Annotated in this window: 20 protein-coding genes and 1 other RNA gene; 14 read left to right on the top strand and 7 right to left on the bottom strand. The window is 62.9% G+C overall.

What is annotated here, in order from left to right:
- Positions 1–215 precede the first annotated feature (215 nt).
- The 6 genes from ompA (at position 216) to ACK2VC_RS05885 (ending at position 5,619) form a co-directional block, all read left to right on the top strand.
- Entirely contained in the window at positions 216–860 is a 645-nt protein-coding gene (gene ompA / locus ACK2VC_RS05860) for an outer membrane protein OmpA (RefSeq protein WP_486732664.1), read from the top strand.
- A gap of 87 nt (positions 861–947) precedes the next feature.
- Positions 948–1,643: a bifunctional 2-polyprenyl-6-hydroxyphenol methylase/3-demethylubiquinol 3-O-methyltransferase UbiG gene (gene ubiG, locus ACK2VC_RS05865; RefSeq protein ID WP_486733180.1), complete on the top strand. Its 696-nt coding sequence runs from the start codon at positions 948–950 to the stop codon at positions 1,641–1,643.
- A gap of 55 nt (positions 1,644–1,698) precedes the next feature.
- A complete protein-coding gene (locus ACK2VC_RS05870; RefSeq protein WP_486732665.1) occupies positions 1,699–2,394 on the top strand; it encodes an HAD family hydrolase in 696 nt (231 codons plus the stop codon).
- A 111-nt stretch (positions 2,395–2,505) separates the two neighbouring features.
- Positions 2,506–2,867, top strand: a transfer-messenger RNA (tmRNA) gene (gene ssrA, locus ACK2VC_RS05875).
- A 267-nt stretch (positions 2,868–3,134) separates the two neighbouring features.
- A complete protein-coding gene (locus ACK2VC_RS05880; protein WP_486732666.1) occupies positions 3,135–4,298 on the top strand; it encodes a cytochrome P450 in 1,164 nt (387 codons plus the stop codon).
- Positions 4,299–4,560: 262 nt separating this feature from the next.
- Positions 4,561–5,619 carry an alkene reductase gene (locus ACK2VC_RS05885; protein ID WP_486732667.1) on the top strand — a complete coding sequence of 353 codons (1,059 nt, stop codon included), beginning with the start codon at positions 4,561–4,563 and terminating at the stop codon, positions 5,617–5,619.
- 182 nt (positions 5,620–5,801) lie between these two features.
- Here the strand turns inward: ACK2VC_RS05885 and nirK are convergent, their stop codons facing one another.
- Positions 5,802–7,202: a copper-containing nitrite reductase gene (gene nirK / locus ACK2VC_RS05890; RefSeq protein WP_486732668.1), complete on the bottom strand. Its 1,401-nt coding sequence runs from the start codon at positions 7,200–7,202 to the stop codon at positions 5,802–5,804.
- A 231-nt stretch (positions 7,203–7,433) separates the two neighbouring features.
- Here nirK and ACK2VC_RS05895 point away from each other — a divergent pair, with 231 nt between their 5' ends.
- The 3 genes from ACK2VC_RS05895 to thpR all read left to right on the top strand — a co-directional run bounded on the left by ACK2VC_RS05895 (position 7,434) and on the right by thpR (position 10,199).
- Positions 7,434–8,336 (top strand): DNA ligase, encoded by a 903-nt coding sequence (locus tag ACK2VC_RS05895; RefSeq protein WP_486732669.1) that lies wholly within the window; start codon positions 7,434–7,436, stop codon positions 8,334–8,336.
- Between the two features lie 243 nt (positions 8,337–8,579).
- A complete protein-coding gene (locus ACK2VC_RS05900) occupies positions 8,580–9,632 on the top strand; it encodes a GMP reductase (RefSeq protein WP_486732670.1) in 1,053 nt (350 codons plus the stop codon).
- Positions 9,633–9,647: 15 nt separating this feature from the next.
- On the top strand, positions 9,648–10,199 hold the full coding sequence (gene thpR / locus ACK2VC_RS05905; protein ID WP_486732671.1) for an RNA 2',3'-cyclic phosphodiesterase: 552 nt from the start codon (positions 9,648–9,650) through the stop codon (positions 10,197–10,199).
- Between the two features lie 147 nt (positions 10,200–10,346).
- Here the strand turns inward: thpR and tcdA are convergent, their stop codons facing one another.
- Positions 10,347–11,192 (bottom strand): tRNA cyclic N6-threonylcarbamoyladenosine(37) synthase TcdA, encoded by an 846-nt coding sequence (gene tcdA, locus ACK2VC_RS05910; RefSeq protein ID WP_486732672.1) that lies wholly within the window; start codon positions 11,190–11,192, stop codon positions 10,347–10,349.
- Positions 11,193–11,326: 134 nt separating this feature from the next.
- Here tcdA and ACK2VC_RS05915 point away from each other — a divergent pair, with 134 nt between their 5' ends.
- The 3 genes from ACK2VC_RS05915 to ACK2VC_RS05925 are packed head-to-tail and all read left to right on the top strand — an operon-like array spanning position 11,327 to position 13,794.
- On the top strand, positions 11,327–11,863 hold the full coding sequence (locus ACK2VC_RS05915) for a hemerythrin domain-containing protein (protein ID WP_486732673.1): 537 nt from the start codon (positions 11,327–11,329) through the stop codon (positions 11,861–11,863).
- Positions 11,860–12,510: a pyridoxamine 5'-phosphate oxidase gene (pdxH, locus tag ACK2VC_RS05920; protein ID WP_486732674.1), complete on the top strand. Its 651-nt coding sequence runs from the start codon at positions 11,860–11,862 to the stop codon at positions 12,508–12,510. Before ACK2VC_RS05915 ends, pdxH begins: the two co-directional genes overlap by 4 nt.
- 54 nt (positions 12,511–12,564) lie before the next feature.
- Entirely contained in the window at positions 12,565–13,794 is a 1,230-nt protein-coding gene (locus tag ACK2VC_RS05925) for a class I SAM-dependent methyltransferase (RefSeq protein ID WP_486732675.1), read from the top strand.
- Here ACK2VC_RS05925 and ACK2VC_RS05930 read toward each other — a convergent pair.
- Together ACK2VC_RS05930 and msrA are read right to left on the bottom strand one after the other, a co-directional pair.
- Positions 13,781–14,185 (bottom strand): HIT family protein, encoded by a 405-nt coding sequence (locus tag ACK2VC_RS05930; protein WP_486732676.1) that lies wholly within the window; start codon positions 14,183–14,185, stop codon positions 13,781–13,783. The two genes, ACK2VC_RS05925 and ACK2VC_RS05930, sit on opposite strands and share 14 nt — an antisense overlap.
- 41 nt (positions 14,186–14,226) lie before the next feature.
- On the bottom strand, positions 14,227–14,757 hold the full coding sequence (gene msrA, locus ACK2VC_RS05935) for a peptide-methionine (S)-S-oxide reductase MsrA (RefSeq protein WP_486732677.1): 531 nt from the start codon (positions 14,755–14,757) through the stop codon (positions 14,227–14,229).
- Between the two features lie 128 nt (positions 14,758–14,885).
- On the opposite strand from msrA, the gene ACK2VC_RS05940 reads away from it, so the two are divergent.
- A complete protein-coding gene (locus tag ACK2VC_RS05940; protein ID WP_486732678.1) occupies positions 14,886–15,395 on the top strand; it encodes a flavin reductase family protein in 510 nt (169 codons plus the stop codon).
- Between the two features lie 307 nt (positions 15,396–15,702).
- Positions 15,703–16,698 carry an IS30 family transposase gene (locus ACK2VC_RS05945; protein ID WP_486730009.1) on the top strand — a complete coding sequence of 332 codons (996 nt, stop codon included), beginning with the start codon at positions 15,703–15,705 and terminating at the stop codon, positions 16,696–16,698.
- 54 nt (positions 16,699–16,752) lie between these two features.
- Here ACK2VC_RS05945 and ACK2VC_RS05950 read toward each other — a convergent pair whose 3' ends face one another.
- From ACK2VC_RS05950 to ACK2VC_RS05960, 3 genes are all read right to left on the bottom strand, one after another.
- Positions 16,753–17,424 (bottom strand): OmpW/AlkL family protein, encoded by a 672-nt coding sequence (locus ACK2VC_RS05950; RefSeq protein WP_486732679.1) that lies wholly within the window; start codon positions 17,422–17,424, stop codon positions 16,753–16,755.
- 11 nt (positions 17,425–17,435) lie between these two features.
- Complete coding sequence (locus ACK2VC_RS05955; protein ID WP_486732680.1) at positions 17,436–18,968, bottom strand: alpha/beta hydrolase family protein; 1,533 nt, start codon at positions 18,966–18,968, stop codon at positions 17,436–17,438.
- Between the two features lie 120 nt (positions 18,969–19,088).
- Positions 19,089–20,117, bottom strand: coding sequence for an L-threonylcarbamoyladenylate synthase (locus ACK2VC_RS05960; RefSeq protein ID WP_486732681.1), 1,029 nt, complete (start codon positions 20,115–20,117; stop codon positions 19,089–19,091).
- Positions 20,118–20,147 lie beyond the last annotated feature (30 nt).

The following is a 20,147-nucleotide window of genomic DNA, read 5'->3' on the forward strand; positions in this document are numbered from 1 at the left end:
GTTGAAATACAACAAAGCAGAAAAAACGTTGCTTAGCCTATTTGACAACCTTCGCCCCGTGATCATGCCTGTGGCAAAATGACGGCTAAGTTCATTGCATGCGAACAATTCTTCGCATGTAACGGTCTGAACCAGTGGTAACATCCATTTTCGATGTCATATATTTTGATTTGTTGCGCAGTTAATCTGCGGATATCTCACCCGAGAGGAGAAACATGAATAAATTAGCAAAACTCGTCTTCGCTGCGGCCGCAGTCGTTACGTTGTCTGCATCTGCGCAAGAAAACATTCAGGCGAAAACACCAAACAGCGCCTACGTTCAAGACGCGCGCGGTGTGATCGCTCGCGATCCGTTCGGTCTGTGCTGGCGTACCGGCACCTGGACGCCGGCTGACTCGGTTCCTGGCTGCGATGGCGAAATTGTGAAAGCTGCTGCTCCGGCCGCCGCTCCGGCACCTGCTCCGGCACCTGCTCCGGCACCTGCTCCGGCACCGGCACCGACCTCGGAAAAAGTCACTTTTGCTGCCGATGCTTTCTTTGATTTCGACAAATCCGTATTGAAAGCTGACGGCAAAGCCAAGCTTGATGATCTGACCTCCAAGTTGAAAGGCATGAACCTGGAAGTGATTATTGCGGTTGGCCATACCGACTCGGTCGGCACCGATGCCTACAACCAGAAGCTGTCGGTTCGCCGCGCTGAAGCTGTTAAGGCCTATCTGGTATCGAAAGGTATCGAAGCAAACCGCGTTTACACCGAAGGCAAAGGCAAGAAGCAACCGGTCGCCAGCAACAAGACCGCAGAAGGCCGCGCCAAAAACCGTCGCGTTGAAATCGAAGTCGTCGGTACGCGCAATAAGTAATACGCTGGTTCAGCACAAACCCCGCTGCGGCGGGGTTTTTTTATGCCCTCAAGTACTGGCGGCCTGCTTTCCGCTATCATTGTCATCATGAATGCCGACCCCGTAGAACTGCAAAAATTCAGTGCCCTCGCACATCGCTGGTGGGATCCTGCTTCCGAATTCCGACCGCTGCATGAAATCAATCCATTGCGGCTGGGTTGGATCAACGCGCGTAGCCCCATAAGTGGAAAAACCGTGCTTGACGTCGGGTGTGGCGGTGGGATTCTGGCCGAATCGATGGCCCGGCAAGGGGCCAGGGTCAAAGGAATCGATCTTTCAGAGAAAGCCTTGAAGGTTGCTGAATTGCATGCCCTTGAGTCCGGCATCGAGGTCGATTATGAAAGCAGTGCTGCTGAAGAACTTGCCGCGCGCGAACCGGCCCGCTACGACATCGTTACCTGCATGGAGATGCTGGAGCATGTGCCAGATCCTGCATCCATCGTGCAAGCGTGCGCCACGCTGGTTAAGCCCGGCGGACATGTTTTTTTTTCCACCCTCAACCGCAACCCGAAGTCCTACCTGTTCGCCGTGATCGGCGCCGAGTACCTGCTGCACCTGCTACCAAAAGGGACTCACGACTACGCCAAATTCATTACCCCGGCCGAACTGGCGCAATTTGCGCGCAAGGCGGGCCTGTTGATCGACGGCCTGAAAGGCATGAGCTATAACCCATTGATACGTACCTATTCGCTTAACCAGGACACCACCGTTAATTACCTGGTTGCCTGCACCCGTCCGGCATGAATTTCATGCGTCTACCGGACGGCGTTTGCGCGCCGCGATTGCCTGAGGGTGCTCTATGGCACTGACCGTACCGCGCGCCGTCCTGTTTGACCTCGACGGCACGCTTGCCGATACCGCTCCAGACCTCGCAGCGGCCGTCAACCGGCTGCGCACGGACCGCGGACTGGCGCCAACTCCCTACGCACTGCTACGTCCATTTGCCTCGGCGGGCGCGCGCGGTCTGATCGGCGCCGCCTTCAAATTGCAGCCAACCGACGCAGGCTACGAAGAATTGCGCGTTGCCTTTCTCGATATTTACGAAGCCGAGTTGGTCAGGGAAAGCCGGCTGTTCGACGGTATTCACAGCTTGCTGGCAGAACTCACAGAAATGACGGTTTCGTGGGGGATCGTCACCAACAAGGCGGCCCGATTTACCGAACCACTGATCCCGAAAATCGGTCTGCAGCAAGCCGCCTGCGTCATTTCCGGCGACACCACCGCGCATCCCAAGCCGCACCCGGCCCCCTTGCTGGAAGCCGCACATCGCCTGCAACTTCCGCCCGGCGACTGCTGGTATGTCGGCGACGACTTGCGCGACATCCAGGCGGGTCAGGCTGCCGGCATGCCAACTGTCGCCGCCGCTTGGGGGTATTGTGGTGCCGTCGAACCGACATCTTGGGGCGCCGACGCCATTGCGTTGACCCCGCTGGATCTGTTGCGAACAATACGCGCGAAATTTCATCCGCACAAAATACGTCGCGCTAGAGCCTGAGCCTGACCACGACACCGCCACCACTGGATCCGATTGAACAAAGAGATCAAATCGCCTCTTGAATCCAGCCAGCTCGTACCAATCTGGTAGACTGTAATACAGGTCATCTTTGGGGGCGACCTGGCTTCGACAGGGGTTGCAAAGCAGCGCAGGGCATACCGAGGGCTGGTCACCTCGTAAATACAACCGGAAAAGTAATAACTGCAAACGATAACTCGTACGCACTAGCCGCTTAATAACCGGTTAGCTCCACAGCGTCTCGTCCCTGGGGCGTGCTGGCAACAGCGGTGGAGTCATTCACAGGGAATCGCGTTATGCCGGGTCACTTGGCAGAACGTTAAACAAAAGGTGACTCGTCTTGACGAAGCGTGCACGTCCGCGTCGTCCGGATTAAATCAAATGGCAGTGCTAAGTATGTAGAACTGTCTGTAGAGTACTCTTGGACGCGGGTTCGATTCCCGCCGCCTCCACCATATCTAAAATCCTAACCTTTTCGGTTGGGATTTTTTTTGCCTGATCGCGCTGATACCGCGTGTTCGGTGCTCCGCACGAACGTCGGTGGACGTTGCCAGTCGGCCACACGGACCATTCAGGACCACATTCCAACCGCTCCCGGCCATTTTTTCCCCGGCCTCGTTCCCGGAGGCGCACTTGAAGCTTGCCCAGGCAACCCGAAGTTCAACTGCCGGGATCGCGATCGGCGGATAATCGAGAAATCCGTTCACATTCCGAAAAACAACATGAAAGACCGAACCGCATTCGACTGGGATCCCAAATCTCAAGCCGTACTGGATGACCAGATTGCCGCTTATGACTCGATGCGCCAACGCTGTCCGGTGGCGCACAGCGAGTATATGCAGTGGTCGCTATTTCGGCATGCCGACGTCATGCAGGCACTGGACGATCACCAGACATTCAGCAATGCGGTTTCCGCCCACCTTTCCGTGCCGAACGGGATGGACCCACCCCAGCACACCGGCTACCGGCGCTTGATCGAACCCTATTTCAGCCCCGAGCGGATGGCGATATTTGAACCGGTGTGCCGGCAGATCGCGCTTGATCTGGTAAAAAATTTGCCGATTGCCGGCGAAGTCGAATTGATGTCCACTTTTGCCGAAGATTTTGCGCTGCAAATCCAGTCTGCCTACCTCGGCTGGCCGACCGCAATGCATGAGCCGCTGCGCGAATGGACTCGCAACAACCGGGCAGCAACGCTGGCGCGGGATCGGGAAGCGATGGCTGCCGTCGCGCTTGAGTTTGACGGCTACATCAAGGAGTTGCTGGCCGCGCGGCGCGCCGCCGGCGCGGATGGCGCCGACGACCTGACCGCCAGCCTGCTGCGCGAACGGATCGGCGACCGCTTCCTGGACGACGCGGAAATCGTCAGCATCATGCGCAACTGGACGGTAGGCGAACTGAATACCATTTCCGCCTCGGTTGGCATCCTGGCGCACTATCTGGCGGCACGACCCGAACTGCAACAGCGACTGCGGCAAGACATGTCGTTGTTGCCGGCCGCGATTGATGAGATACTGCGCATCCACTCGCCACTGATCACGGCCCGCCGGGTAACCACACGGCCGGTGGAAATAGGTGGCCGCACGCTGCCGGCCGGCGAGCGCGTACACCTGATGTGGGCTTCAGCCAACCGCGACGAGGCGGTATTTGGCGACCCCGACGAATTCCGGCTGGACCGCGATCCGGCGCAAAACCTGCTGTACGGCGCCGGCATCCATGTCTGCCCCGGCGCGCCGCTGGCGCGGCTGGAATTGCGCATCATCATCGAACAGTTGCTGACCCACATCATCCGCATGGCGCTGGTGCCCGGCAAGCCGCCAGCGAATGCCGTGTATCCGGCCGGCGGCTTTGCGGTACTGCCGCTATGGCTGGAACGCACGCAGTAGCGCCGTGCACCGCGGCAAATCGCGCCACCAATTGCGAAACCCGCGGCGTCGTTGACGAGTTTCCCGGCACGATGCGGTCCTGTCGGTACCGCCGACACTCGGGCTGGCAATGGTGCGCCCACTGGAAGCGGTATTGACCACGCACCCAGGCTGACATGCGATTGGATCGGAACACCTGCCAGGCTGGGCAGTTCAGTATCGGGCACAATACCGGCATGCATCCGCGCCCAATCCCCACCTTCGCATTTTTTCCGGAAAGCCAATGACCACCCTGTTTGATCCAATCAAAATTGGCGACCTGGTTCTGCCCAATCGCATCTTCATGGCCCCGCTTACGCGTTCGCGCGCGATCGGCGGCAATCGCGTGCCGAACGCGCTGATGACCGAATACTATCGGCAGCGCGCCAGTGCCGGCCTGATCCTGAGCGAAGCCACCGCGATCAGCCCGCAAGGCGTTGGCTATGCCGATACGCCGGGCATCTGGTCGCGCGAGCAGGTGGCCGGCTGGAAGCAGGTAACGGCCGCGGTGCATGAGGCCGGCGGCCACATCTTCTTGCAGTTATGGCATGTCGGCCGCATTTCCGACCCGATTTTCCTGGACGGACAGTTGCCAGTAGCGCCCAGCGCGATCGCACCGGCCGGCCACGTCAGCCTGTTGCGGCCGCTGCGCGCATACGTGACTCCGCGCGCGCTCGCCATCGACGAAATCCCGGGCATCGTCGCCGCCTACCGCAAGGGCGCGGAAAATGCCCAGGCAGCCGGCTTCGACGGCGTCGAAATCCATGGCGCCAACGGCTATCTGCTGGATCAGTTCCTGCAAGACTCCAGTAACCATCGCAACGACGCCTATGGCGGCTCGATCGAAACCCGGGCGCGGCTGATGCTGGAAGTGACCGATGCCTGCATTGCGGTATGGGGCGCGCAGCGGGTCGGCATGCACCTGGCGCCACGCGGAGACAGCCACTCGATGGGCGACTCGAATCCGGCCGCGACCTTCGGCCATGTCGCACGCGAACTGGGCCGGCGCGGCATCACCTTCCTCTGCGCGCGCGAAGCGCTGGGGCCCGACCGGCTCGGGCCCCAGCTCAAGCAAGCCTTTGGCGGCGTGTACATTGCCAACGAAAAAATGACCAAGGCCAGCGCCGAACAACTGCTGGCGGCGGGCGAAGCCGACGCGGTCGCGTTCGGCAAACTGTTCATCGCCAACCCGGATCTGCCGCAGCGCTTCCGGCTCGACACCGCTCTCAATACGCCGCAGCCGGAAACCTTCTACCACCCAGGCGCCGAAGGCTACACCGACTACCCGCCGCTGGCCGCTTGAGCACGGCTGCTGGCACGAGCGATCGTCCAAGAAACGTAGCATTCCCCGGCCAGCCATCGGCGTGATCTTGACTCCGGCGGCATCTGCTACGGAGCGGCCACCCTGCACCGCCGCTTCATTCGGACACCGAAAGCAAGAAGGCCCGCGCAGCGCGGGCCTTCGGTCGTTAGCGCCAGCTAGTCTTAATGGCCGGAATTGGCGTCGATCCCACCTGCCGCATGGAACACTTCCGGATTTTCAGGGCCGCTCACATGCAGGAAACCAGCCAGGCCTTTTTCCAGCCGCGACAGCGCATGATCTACCAGGATGTACTTGCCCGGCACTTCGACCTTGAACTCGACCATCGTTGCCCCGCCCGGCGGCACGCTGGTGGTTTGCACGTTTTGCAGCGGCGGCGAGGTCAGGTCGGCCTGGTTGTAGACGCGATCGAACACTTCGCCGATCACGTGGAAACTGGAGGTCAGGTTGGGACCGCCGACGCCGAAGAACATGCGCACCGTTTCACCCACCTTGGCTTCCATCTTGTGGGTCTTGGTCAAGCCATTCATGGTGCCGTTGAAGGCCAGGTGTTCCGGCGTTTCGCGCAACAGCTTCTCCAGCGAAAACTCCTGCTCGCCTTGCGCGCCGTGCTTCTGCACCGTGTAGAACTCGCCCTGCATCACGTAAAACTCGTGATCGACCTTGGGCAGGCCGCCTTCCGGCTCGACCAGGATCATGCCGTACATGCCATTGGCGATGTGCTGCGCCACCATCGGCGTCGCGCAGTGGTAGACGAACAGGCCCGGATTGATGGCCTTGAAGGTAAAGCTCTTGCTGGTGCCGGGCGCCGCCTGCGTCACTGCCGCGCCGCCGCCGGGGCCGGTCACCGCGTGGAAGTCCACCGAGTGGATCATCTGGCTGTCCTTGGCGTTGGCCATGTTGACCGTGACGGTATCGCCGACCCGCACGCGGATGAACGGGCCCGGCACCTTGTTGTTGAAGGTCCAGTATTTGTAGGTGGTGCCGTCCGCCAACTGACCAATCACTTCGGTGGTCTCGAGATCGACCGTGACTTTTTGCGGCCCGCGCTTGCCAACCGGCGTCCCGACTTCCATCGGGCTGCCTGACACCTCGGCGACATTCGACGCTGCCTTGGGCGCCACGTTGCCGACGATCAGCTTGCCGACCATGCCGGCCGCGACGTGGCCCGGCAGTGAACAGATGTACTGGAATTCGCCGCTCTTGTTGGCGCGGAACACGACCGTGGTGCTGGAACCTTTTTCATTCAGCTTGTTGGACGCAGTATTGAAATCCGGGATCGAAATGTCGTGCTGGGCGCCGTCGCCATTCACCAGGTTGATTTGTACCACGGCGCCTTCCGCCACCCGCAGTTCGGGATTGATCTTGCCCTTAATGGCGCCCGCCTCGCCGATGAACACCAGTTTACCGTCGGCAATATCGGTACGCAGCGTAAACGTGACATCGGCCACCGGTTTGACATCGCTACTGGTTGCGCCATGTGCGCTTGCAGCATAAATAGGGCTCAAGCTAGCCATGCCGAGGACGACGCACGCGATGGCCTGAACAATCAATTTCCGTTTCATTACCTTCTCCTTAAAAAATTCCGTGCCGGCAAAGGCTTTCAGTAAGTTTTTGCCGCTTGGAAACATCATATCGGCAATGAGAATTGTTTTAATTGATGTATGTTAGGTTTTTTGCGTCGCAGCAATTTACCTTTTCACCTCGCCTCGGGCTTCTGGCCGTGGTAGCTGTCGGCAGCCGCACGAAGAATGCTAGAGTTGACGCAACGCATCACCTACCACACGGGAGCGCACATGACACCTGACAGCCACTCGCCCACCACTCGCCGCGCAGCCCGTACTGTGTGCTTGGTCGCGCTGCGGCTGGCGCTGGCCTTCACCCTGCTGCTACCGATAGCAGCCGCCAACGCCCAGCCGGCGCCGGTGATGCTGGCCAATGTCTACCGCCCGGGGGTGCCGCTGGCCGAGTATTGGGTCAGCGAAAAACTGGATGGCGTGCGCGGCTATTGGGATGGATCAAGGCTGTGGACCCGCGGCGGCGAGCCGATTTTCGCGCCGGCCTGGTTTACTGGCGGCTGGCCACCAATAGCGCTGGACGGCGAACTATGGGCCGGGCGCGGCCAGTTCGCGCACGCGGTATCGACCGTGCGCCAGCAGCGGCCGGATGACGCCGCCTGGCGCCGCATGCGCTTCATGGTGTTCGACCTGCCGGCGCACGGCGGCAGCTTCGACCAGCGCTGGCCGGCGCTGCAGCAGTTGGTGACGGCAGCGGCGCTGCCGCAACTGCAAGCGGTCCCGCAGGCGCGCGTGCGCGACCATGCGGCGCTACAGGCGCTGTTGCGCAAGACCGTGCGCGAGGACGGCGAGGGACTGATGCTGCATCGTGGCGACTCCCTGTACCGCGGGCTGCGCAGCGACGATTTGCTGAAGGTGAAAACGCATGACGATGCCGAAGCGCGAGTGGTGGCGCATCTGCCCGGGCAGGGAAAATACCGCGGCCTGGTCGGCGCCTTGCTGGTGGAAAGCGCCGACGGCCGCCGCTTTCGGCTCGGCAGCGGCTTGTCGGAGGCCGAGCGGCGCGCGCCGCCGCCGATCGGGACCTGGGTCACCTACCGCTTTCGCGGCCTGAACCCGAGCGGGATGCCGCGCTTTGCCAGCTATCTGCGGGTACGCCCGGACATGCCGGCCACTCCCTAAGGGAGCGGCGCGAGGCAAAGCCCGGCGACCGGCGGCGCGCCCTGAGCTGCGGTAACATCCCTTGTTCAGACTCCGCCGGCGGTTCCGGCCCCAGCAATATACTCAGCCCAGCATATTTTCACCGTGCTTGATTCATGGGCAGAACTTACGGTTTTATACGCATACTCCATAAAATACTGCTTTTGCAGGAGGCAGCAAAAATACTGTCCCCGCGTCAACCTCTCTTTCGCAGGAAACACCGCCATGCATATCGAAGAATCCGTCAAGCTCGACTTCAAGGACGTGCTGATCCGGCCCAAGCGCTCGACCTTGACCTCGCGTTCGCAAGTCGATATCCGGCGCGAATTCCTGTTCCACAACTCGCGCCGCAAGTACCACGGGATTCCGATCATCGGCGCCAACATGGATACCACCGGCACCACCGAAATGGCGCTGGCGCTGGCCGAGCATGGCTTGTCCACCGCCTTGCACAAGCACTACACGGAAGACGAACTGGTGGCCTTTTTTCAGGCGCTGCAAAAAAGCGGGCACGCCGCATCGGCCGCCTTCTATTCGATGGGCATCAGCAAGGCCGATTACGATAAATTCAGCGCGGTGATGGCGCGCGCGCAAGGCGCGATCGAGTATGTCTGCATCGACGTTGCCAACGGCTACACCGAAGGGTTCATCAACTTCGTCAAGAAGGTGCGCGCCGCCTATCCGGAGCTGACCATCATGGCCGGCAACGTGGTCACCGGCGACATCACCGAGGAGCTGATCCTGGCCGGCGCCGACATCGTCAAGGTCGGGATCGGCCCGGGCTCGGTCTGCACCACGCGCAAGATGACCGGGGTCGGCTACCCGCAATTGTCGGCGGTGATCGAATGCGCGGACGCCGCGCACGGCCTGGGCGGCCAGATCTGCGCCGACGGCGGCTGTGCGGTCCCGGGCGACCTGGCCAAGGCGTTCGGCGGCGGCGCCGACTTCATCATGCTGGGCGGCATGCTGGCCGGCCATGCAGAATGCGCGGGCGAAGTGGTCGAGCGCGACGGCAAGCGCTACAAGGCGTTCTACGGCATGAGCAGCCGTGCCGCGATGGAACGCTATGCCGGCGGCGTGGCCCACTACCGCGCCTCGGAAGGCAAGGAAGTGCTGGTCGAATACCGCGGTGCGGTGGCCGATACGCTGCAGGACATCCTGGGCGGCGTGCGCTCGGCCTGCACCTACGTCGGCGCCCACAAGCTGAAGGAGCTGACCAAGCGCACCACCTTCGTGCGCGTGACGCAGCAGTTGAACGAAGTGTTCGGCAAGTCCTGAACGCTACGCCAGCCGATGAGCGCGAACCAGGAACCACCGGAGCAGTTGCGGCTGTTTTACGCACTGTGGCCGGATGCCACCACGCGCGCCGCGCTGGCCGCCTTGCAAGCCGGCATCGGCGGCCGGCCGACGGCGCCCGACAACCTGCATCTGACGCTGGCCTTCCTCGGCCAGCAGCCGCAGGCCGCCCTGCCCTTATTGCAAACGCTGCTGGCCGCGCTGCCGGCCGCGCCCTTGCCGCTAAGCCTGAATCACAGCGGCTATTTTCCGCGCCAGCACCTGGCCTGGATCGGCCCCGAGCCGGCACCGGCGGCGCTGCTGGAGTTGCAGCAGCACCTGACCCAGGCGCTGCTACGGCAACTGCCGGGCTACCAGATGGCCGAACGCTTCCTGCCGCACGTCACGCTGGCGCGCAAGGCCGCCGCCGCGCCGCCCACGCCGGCGACCCCGATCGCCTGGCGCAGCAGCCTGATCGCGCTGGTGCGCTCGGTTACGGCCGCGCGGGGGGCGCGCTACGAAGTGCTGGCAGCGCGCCCGCTTGAGGGGTGGGAGCATGACCCGGCTTGACGGGCCGGCTGGCCGGCTGGCCGCCACGCCGGCGCAGTGAAACTTGGATCAGAGCGAGCCGGAGGTTAGCGAAATTCGACTCTGACCCTAATTACCGTGATTAACTGATTAACGGCCAATGGCGTTCATCGGCCAGAGCGGACTTGTTCAGGATACGACTGCCTGCGCGGCCTGCAACGGCGCTGCCTGGGCATCGTCGGCCGCCTGTTCCGCCAGCTTGCGCAGCACATGCGCGGCGGCCACCAGGCCAAAGCTGGCGGTGACCGCGACGCTGGAGCCGAAGCCGGCGCAATTCAGGCCGCTGACGCCGCCGACCTCGCACTCACCCTCGCTTGCCGGCCAGCGCAAGGGTTCGGTCGAAAATACCGCCTCGATGCCGAAGCTGTTGCGCTCGCCGCGCGGAAAGCCGTGCTGCGCGCGCAGGCGCTTGCGCACCTTGGCCAGCAGCGGCTCCTGCTCGGTCTTCGACAGGTCGCGAATCGCAATCCGGGTCGGGTCGATCTGGCCACCGGCACCGCCGATGGTCAGCAGCGGGATACGCTGCGCGCGGCAGTGGGCGATGATGGCGGTCTTGGCGGCGACGTCATCGATCGCGTCGATCACGTAATCGTATTTTTGGGCGCCAAGCATTAGGCCGACGTTTGCGGGTGTGACGAAATCCTCGATCTCGGCCACCGCGCAGGCCGGATTGATCTGCGCGATGCGCTGCGCCAGTGCACTGACCTTGGCCATGCCGAGCGTATCGGTGAGCGCGTGGATCTGGCGGTTGATGTTGGATTCGGCCAGGTTGTCGAGGTCGATCAGCGTGAGGCGGCCGATCGCCGAGCGCGCCAGCGCTTCCACTACCCAGGAACCGACGCCGCCGACGCCGACCACGCATACATGCGCGCGCGCAAAGCGCGCCACGGCCGCTCGGCCATACAACCTGGCGACGCCGGCGAAGCGCCGCTCCAGATCGGCCGCTTGGGCAGCCATGTCGGTAATTGCTTGCATGGCGTCATTTTACCGGACGGCAACCGATGGCCTCGCAGCCCAATCGATTCTTGTTAAAATCGATACACTGATATTGCGGCACGCGGTTCGCCCCTGCCGGCGACCGCTGCGCGCCCACCACATGCGAGGAATTCATGAGCAGCGCATTCTTTGAACCGGCGCCCGGATTCGACCAGCCGATTGCGGTGCTGAAGCATTGCCACGACCGCATTCGGCGGCAGATCGGCACGATGCAACGGCTGGTCCCGCATCTGCAAAAAAACGGCGCGAATGCTGAGGCACAACAAGCCGCGCAGGCGGTATTGCGCTATTTTAGCGAGGCCGCACCCAACCACCACGCCGACGAGGAAATCGATTTGCTGCCGGCCTTGCAAGCGACCGCCAGTGGCGAGGACGCCGCCGCCTTGCAGCAGTTGTTACCGGAAATTTTGCAGGAGCATCAACAGATGGACGCATTGTGGAATCAACTAACGCCGGCGTTGGCCGAGATCGCCGCCGGCCATGCAAGCCCGCTACCGGAAAGCGTGCTGGCCCAGTTCGCCGACATGTATCTGGCGCACATGGAAAAGGAGGAAACCGTGATCGCGCCGATGGCCAAGCGGATTCTGGACGCGGCGCAAATCGCCGGTATCGGCGCGGCGATGCGCATCCGGCGCGGGATTGCGGCATGAGCCCTTCCCAGGCATCACTGGCCGCTCTGCGGCTGGACTACAGCCGCGCCGAACTGTCGGAACAAGACGCGGCGCCGGACCCGATTGCCCAGTTCGCCCTATGGTTCGAGCAGGCCCGCCAGGCCGATATTCCAGAGCCGAACGCAATGAGCGTGGCCACCGTTGCGGCTGACGGTCGGCCCTCCTCGCGCATCGTGCTGATCAAGCAGTTCGATGCCGACGGCTTCGTCTGGTTTACCAATTACGCCAGCCGCAAGGGCCACGAATTGGAGCACAACCCCTACGCCGCGCTGCTGTTCCACTGGATCGAACTGGAACGCCAGGTACGGATCGAAGGCCGGGTGGAAAGGATTACCGCTGCCGAGAGCGACGCCTATTTCGAGAGCCGGCCGCTGCCGAGCCGGCTGGGGGCGATCGCTTCCCAACAGAGCGCGCCGGTGGCCAGCCGCGAACTGCTGGAACAGCGCTTCGCGCAGGTCCAACAGCAATATGGCGAGCAGCCGTCGCGCCCGGCGCACTGGGGCGGCTACCGGCTACGGCCGGAGCGGGTCGAATTTTGGCAGGGGCGGCAGTCGCGCCTGCACGATCGCATCTTGTACACGCAAGCGGCGCAGGGGGGGTGGCAGCGTACGCGCTTGCAGCCCTGAGCCGGGGCATGCCACGGGCGGCGGCGTTGATTCGCATTCACGGAGGAGGGCATCGTGTTTTGGGAAAAGAAGCTGGAACAGTGGATTGCTCATGTTCGACGTACCGCCGCGCTGCCGCTCCGGCTGCAACTCTGGAACGGCCGCCAGTTCGACTTCGGCGAGCATGCGCCCAGCGTCACGGTGCACGTGCCGCGCGCCTCGGCCCTCTCCTATCTGCTGACGCCGTCGCTCGCCAATCTGGGTAGCGCCTATGTCGAAGGCAAGATCGAGGTCGATGGCGGGATCAATGAAATCATCGCGGTCGGAAACGCGCTGGCGGCGCATTCGCTGAAGACCGAAGGCCGCTTCGCGCGCCTGGCGCGCCGCACCCGGCACAGCAAGGAAAAGGATGCAGAAGCGATCCGGTACCACTACGACGTCTCCAATGACTTCTACCGGTTGTGGCTGGACCCGGCGATGGTGTATTCCTGCGCCTACTTCGAGAACGGCGACGAAGACCTGGCCACGGCGCAGCGACAGAAGATCGACCACATCCTGACCAAGATCCAGGTACAGCCGAACCAGACCCTGCTCGACATCGGCTGCGGCTGGGGCGCGCTGGTGCTGCGCGCAGCGCAGCAATACGGCGCCCGCTGCGTCGGCATCACCCTCTCCAGGAACCAGTATGAATTGGCGACCGAGCGCGTCGCGCGCGCCGGCCTGGCCGACCGCATCGAGATTCGTCTGCAGGATTACCGCGAAGTGGCCGGCACCTTCGATCGCATCACCAGCGTCGGCATGTTCGAGCACGTCGGCCTGGGCAACCTGCCGCTGTATTTTTCGCGTATGCGCGAGATGCTGGCCGAAGATGGGCTGGCGATGAACCACGGCATCACCACCACCGATTCCGGGAACGGCGAATCACCCTTCGGCGGCGGCGAATTCATTGAAAAATACGTATTCCCGCACGGCGAACTGCCGCATATCAGCCTGGTGCTGAAAACCATGCAGGAAAGCGGACTGGAAGCCTTCGACGTCGAAAACCTGCGCCGCCATTACGCCCGCACCTGCGGCATCTGGGCCGAGAATTTCGAGCGCGCGGCCGACGCCATCCGGCAGACCGTCGATGACCGGCGCTTCCGCATCTGGCGCGTCTACCTGGCCGGTTGCGCCTACGCCTTCGAACAGGATTGGGTGGCGCTGCACCAGGTGGTCTGCACCAAGGCCGGGCGCCGCGCCTCGACCTTGCCGTGGTCGCGCCGCTACATGTACCAGCGCCCGCCGCAGCCGCTCACTCCAGCCTGATCTGCGCCGCGTATTCGCGCAAGCGCTCGATGCCGGGCTCCTTGCGCGGCCAGGTCAGCTCCACGCCGTCGCCGTGATAGCGCGGCAATACGTGCAGATGCAGGTGCGGCACGGTTTGCCAGCCGGCCGGCTTGTTGGCCTGCAGGATGGTCATGCCGTCCGGCGCGAAGGTAGCCTGCACCGCGCGCGCGATCCGATGGGCGGCGCGCATCATCGCGGCTACCGACTCCTCGTCGGCGTCCATCAGGGTTTCGTAGGCGATCTTGGTGGCGACCAGCACGTGGCCGGGATTGACCTGGCCGGCATCCATGAAGGCGAATACGTGCTGGTCTTCATATACCTTGGCGCACGGGATTTCGCCGCGAATGATCTTGGCAAATACGGTAGGCATCGTGTCTCTCGCAAAAAAACCGCTGGTTTGACAATAAAAATTCAGGCGTGCAGCCGGTCCGCGAACATCTTGCGGAATTTGGCTACCTTAGGCGCCACCACGAAGGCGCAATAACCCTGCAGCGGGTGCTGCCGATAGTAATTCTGGTGATAGCTTTCGGCCGGATAGTACGGCCCCAGCGGCGCTGGTTCGGTCACGATCGGCGCATCCCACACGTTCGCCATTTCCGCAATCACGTGGCGCGCGGTTTCCAGTTGGCCCTCATCATGGTAAAAAATGACCGAACGGTACTGGCTGCCGATATCATTGCCCTGGCGATTCGGTGTGGTCGGGTCATGGATCGTGAAGAAGATTTCCAGCAATTCACGATAGCTGACCTGTTCCGGATCGAAGGTCAGGCGCACCACTTCCGCGTGCCCGGTGTTGCCGTCGCATACCTGCTCGTAGCTCGGATTGGCGACCTGGCCGCCGCTATAGCCTGACTCGATCGCCTGGATTCCCTTCAGTTCCTGGTACACCGCTTCCAGGCACCAGAAGCAGCCGCCGCCCAAGGTCGCCGTTGCACTCGCCATGATCCGCCTCCGTCGTGATGATTCCCGATTACTGTAACGCAAACCGCTGCCGCTTGCGCAGCCGAGCGGGGCGCCATTCGCCAGTAAAAGAGTTTTTCGGCATAATGATTAATTTCCCGGGTCCATTGATGTATATCCGTTCGCCACGCGCGCCATTGCAGCCTTTCGACCGGCGCCAGTTCCGCGATGCGCTATCCCAGTTCGCCACTGGGGTAACGATCATTACCACGCGCCTGGGCGATGGCAGCTTCCTCGGCCTGACGGCCAGCTCCTTCAATTCAGTCTCGCTCGACCCGCCGCTGGTGCTGTGGAGCCTGGATCGCCGGTCCGGTAGCCTGCCGGTGTTTACCAGCAACTCGCATTACGTCATCAATATCCTGGCAGGCGACCAGCGCGCGCTGGCCGAACGCTTTGCGCGCCGCGTCGACAACCGTTTCGAGGGGGTCGAGTTTGAATTGTCACCGACCGGCTTGCCGATCCTGACCGGCGTCGCCGCCTGGCTGGAATGCCACAACCGCAGCCGCTACCCGGAAGGCGACCACGTGATCTTCGTCGGCGAAGTCGAACACTGCGAATCCAATCCGCAGTCGGCACTGGTGTTTCATGGCGGCCGCTTCGTCGCCACCGTAACGCGCTGACAGACCGTTCCCCGCCCGGGATAGGCGCAGACTCCCGCGGCACCGCTTGCCGTCACGACCAGACCGTACGGCGATCTTCCGCGAGATGGGCGAACCGAGCCCGTCAACCGCAGCGATCGCTGATGCGCCCTACCGATATACTCCATACATCGAGAGCAAATATCGGTCGCATATAGGTTCAATTTTCGACATACTCCATAAGTCGATCAGGCGGTTTCAAACACGAAGTGCAACACCGATCAACGGAAGGAGGGCGAGATGCGCTAGCATTCGAACCCTTTGACCAGCCAGTCGAAAGTTGCCGAATATGCGCTATACGCACCTCACCCGAGACGAACGATACCAAATTCACGAACTGCAGGCAGACGATCATTCAGTCAGCGAGATTGCGCGCCGGCTGGGGCGGCATCGCTCGACGATCAGTCGCGAACTGCGGCGCAACCGGGGCGTGCATCAATGGCGGCCTGGCCAGGCACACGATAAAGCCTTGGCACGGCAACAGAACAGTCGTAATGCGAGCCGGGTTGCCGACGCCGCCTGGTTGGCGGTTCAGGCCTATATCCGCCTGGACCTGTCGCCCGAACAAGCGATCCACCGCCTGACGCTGGAACGGGGCAGCCCGATCGGCATCAGTCATGAGAGCGTCTATCAACGGATCTACGCCGATCGGCGTGGCGGCGGCGATTTGATCCGGCACTTGCGCAGCCAGAAACCCCGGCGCCAGCGCCACGGCAGCGGCCGGCGGCGTCGGGGAATCCTGCCGGGCCGGATCGGCATCGAGCATCGTCCCCTGATGGTCGAGCAACGCCTGCGGCTGGGCGATTGGGAAGGCGACACCGTGATTGGCAAAGGCCAGCAAGGGGTGCTGGTGACGCTGGTGGAACGGCGGTCGCGCTTCACCCTGGCCGCCCCAGCCAACAGCAAGCAGGCCGAGGGCGTGGGTGCGGTGGTGGTCGATTTGCTCAGCCCGCATCGGCGGGTGTGCCACACCATCACCTTCGACAACGGATCGGAATTCGCCGACCACGCCTTGATCAGTGCCCGCCTGCGGGCCGATGTCTACTTTGCCCGCCCCTATCATTCCTGGGAGCGCGGCCTGAATGAAAACACCAATGGCTTGCTCCGGCAGTATTTCCCGAAGAACACCAATCTGAAAACCGTCAGCCAGCAAGCGCTCCAGGCCGCCGTCGACAAACTCAACCACCGCCCCCGCAAATGCCTTGGTTACAGAACCCCGCATGAGGTCTTTTACAACCTTGCTACACTTCCTCTGGATTTAGCCTATGTTGCACTTCGTGTTTGAAACCGCCTCACAGATCGGGCGAACTGCCGGGCGGGTTTGCCATCGGCGACTCGGTCAGAAGCTATACGCAATTCCCAGCGTGTACACCACCGGGCGGAAGTCGATGGTGGTCTTGCGCTGGATGCTGCCGGTGGTGGCCGTCAGGTCGGATTTGACCTTGACCGCGACGATCGCTCCCACCACCGACCAGCGCTCGTCGATCTTGTAGCTGGCGCCGACCTGCGCCGCCGGCCCCCACGAATCGGAGAGTTCGACCTTGGTCGGGCCGCCGGACGCCAGGTTGCCGGAAGCGGTCGATTCGGCATCGAAAAAGTGCGTGTAGTTGATGCCGAGGCCGACGAACGGCCGGAACTTGTTTTCCGGCGGCCCAAAGTTGTAGTTGATGAACAAGGTCGGGCCGGCCTGCTTGACCTTGGTCAGCACACCGAACGGCGCCAGCGTACCGACACCGTAGGTGTTGTGGGTCGGCGGGACGCCGGATTCGAAATCCAAATCCCAGTGATCGTCCAGCTTGCGGATATAGGAAATCAGTAGGGTGGTGGCGTCGCCGATCGTGATCCCGGCCGGCTGCGGCGTCAAAAACGCCGGGCCGTTGGAAGACAGGTTGTCGGACTCGGAATGAATGGTCAGGTGGGCGATGCCGACCTTGAGCGTGTTTTGCTGCGCCTGGGCGGCCACGGATACGAGCCCGAGCACCGCACAAAAAGCGATTTGCATGAATTTCATCAGACCCTCCTTTAGCCGGCGGCCAGCGCGGACTGGAAGAAGCCGCGCGCGGCGGCGCCACAGAATGGCGGCACCAGCGAACCGTGATACGCCGTCGCAACCGCGGTGGCCGGATCGGCGCCGGCCGCGATCGCCGCCTGCCTTGTAGCGGCGACGGCTTGGGCGAAGCCCGCCTTGGCCGCCGCGTAGGGGTCGGCCGCGGTCACCGCGGAATCGACGTCGAGTACCTGCAGCGCTGCGGCGGGCAGGCCGTTGGCCGCGAAAAAACTGGCCGTGGCCAGCGTGCTTTGCCAGAACACGGTGGGGTCGTTGTGGCCGCCGCACAAGAACACCGGCACGTTCGGCAGGTAATTGCGCAGATCGTTCTTCACGCCCCCCTTGCGCAGGCCATTGGCCGGTGCGCAGTTCAGCGGCGCCTGGACGCTGGCTGCCGGATTCTGCAGATTATCGCACGGGTGCTGCTGCAGATCCACCAGGTAGAGATTGCGGAAGCTGGTCTTGATCAGATTGTTGGGGCCGAAACTGCCCGGAATGATCGGCGCTTGCGGCTGCGAATCCGCCGCGAACAGGGCCAACTGCGGCAGCTTGCCGGACGAGAAGATGGTGCCCGGGGTATCGCTTGGCAACAGCGATTCGATGCCGGCGGCGTATTGGGCCTCGTAGATGTCGCTCGGACTCTGGTACAAGTTGCCGTAAGCCTTTTGCCAACTGGTGGTAATCAGCGGCAAGAAGATCGTGCTGCCGAGGTTCGGCGTGCCACCCACCACGATATCTCCCAGCAAGGCCATGGCGTAGGGACCGGATTGGCCGGCCAGCGCGGTGACTGTGAACTCGGAGGCATAGGTGGTTTGCATCGCGCGCTGGGTCGCCATCGCGACGTGGCCGCCCTGCGAGTAGCCGGTGACCACCAGCTTGCCGGAATCCTTGGCGCCGATGCCCGGGAACGCCTTGCGCGCCGCGCGCAGCGCATCCACCATGTCGTTCGCCGATTGCTCGGCGTTCAGGTACGGGGTATAGCCCAGTTGCGAAGTCGCATAGCCGGCATAGTTCGGCGCCACCACGATGAAGCCTTGCGCCGCATATAGTGCAGCCAGCAGTGTCGCTTCGCTGTTCTGGCCAATCTGGGCCATGTTGTAATTCTTGTCGGTGGCGGTGCCATGCGCATACAACACCACCGGGCGCGGGCCGCTGCACGCCGGATCGGAGCCGGACGGCACCATGATGGCGCCAGTGGCATCGGTCGTCTCGCCGGCGCCACCGACCGTGCCGTATTTCATGTAGTAAATCGAGATCGCGCATTTCGGCACGCCGGTGACTTGGGTGATGCCGGGTTGGCCCGCCTCCAGTTCTTGCGCGAACAGGGCCGGGGCCAGCGACGGCTGAAAGCTGCCATCCGGCTGCGGAATCGGCACCAGATTGGGCGGATTGCCCACCAGCGAGCCGCGTGCCAGGCTGTTGTCGATCGCCGGGCCTTCGCTGCCGCCGCCGCAACCGGCCACGAGCACGGCGACCAGCACGGTCAATGCGAATGTGCATGAACGCATCGCTACCTCCCTCGGTGTTTTCCAGCAAAGGAACTGAGGTTCCATTTGTTGGTAAGGAGTATGCGATGCGACGGATCAGGTCATTTACCAAAATGGCGAAAGCATGATCCCGCGCAACATCTACAAGAGTTTTTCCAATATTCCGCTGGAATCATGCGCGGCGCGGCGCAAACGGTCGTTGACGGCGCGCCAGGCATCGGCCTCTGGCGGCGCCTCGATCAGGATCAGGTCGGCGCCGGCCGCGTCCATCCGGCGCAGCGCCGCATACAAGCCCTGCGCGTAGCCGCCCGGCGTGTCCGGCAGCGTCGCCCGTGCCACGACCAGGCCCCGATTCCCGGCGCCGTGGTCGATCAGCGCCACCCGGCGGCCGGCTTGCGCCAGTTGCTGGATGACGCCGGCCAGTTGCGCGCTGGCGACTTTTGCCACCGGCGTGCGCGGCGCATAGTGCGCCTCCAGCGTGCCGGAAGCGCGCGGCGCGGCGGCATCCGGCAGGCGCGGCCACTGCCCCAGCACGGCGGCCAACTGCTGGGCGTCGATATGGCCGGGACGCAACAGCACCGGCCCATGCGATGCGAGCCGCGAGAGGTCGAGAATCGTCGATTCGATGCCGACCACGCTGGCACCGCCGTCCAGCACGCAGTTCAGTACACCGTGCACAATCGCCGGTTGCGGCGCGCCGAATTCATCGCGCACATGCTGTGCAGTGGTCGGGCTGACACGGCCGAACTTGTTGGCCGATGGCCCGGCGACGCCGCCGCGGCCAGCGCGGAAGGTGCGCAGTAAGGCTTGCGCCACCGGGTGCGACGGACAGCGCAGCGCGATCGAATCCTGGCCGCCGGAAACAGCATCCGGAATGCGGGCGGCGCGTTTCAGGATCAGCGACAGCGGCCCCGGCCAGAAAGCATCAATCAGATCGCGGGCGGCTGCCGGCACCGATTCAACCCAGTAACCGGGATCCGCGCCGGGCGCCAGATGGACGATCACCGGATGATTCGCCGGCCGGCCCTTGGCGGCATAGATGCTGGCCACCGCCGCCGGGTTTTCGGCGTCGGCACCAAGCCCGTACACGGTTTCGGTCGGGAAGGCGACCAGGCCGCCGGCTTCCAGCAATTGCGCGGCATACTGGATTTCGCTGGCGGTAGGAGTCATCGGTTGCCCTGGTAAAAAAATCGATCGGCC

The sequence above is a fragment of the Herbaspirillum sp. WTB6 genome, from assembly GCF_057457785.1.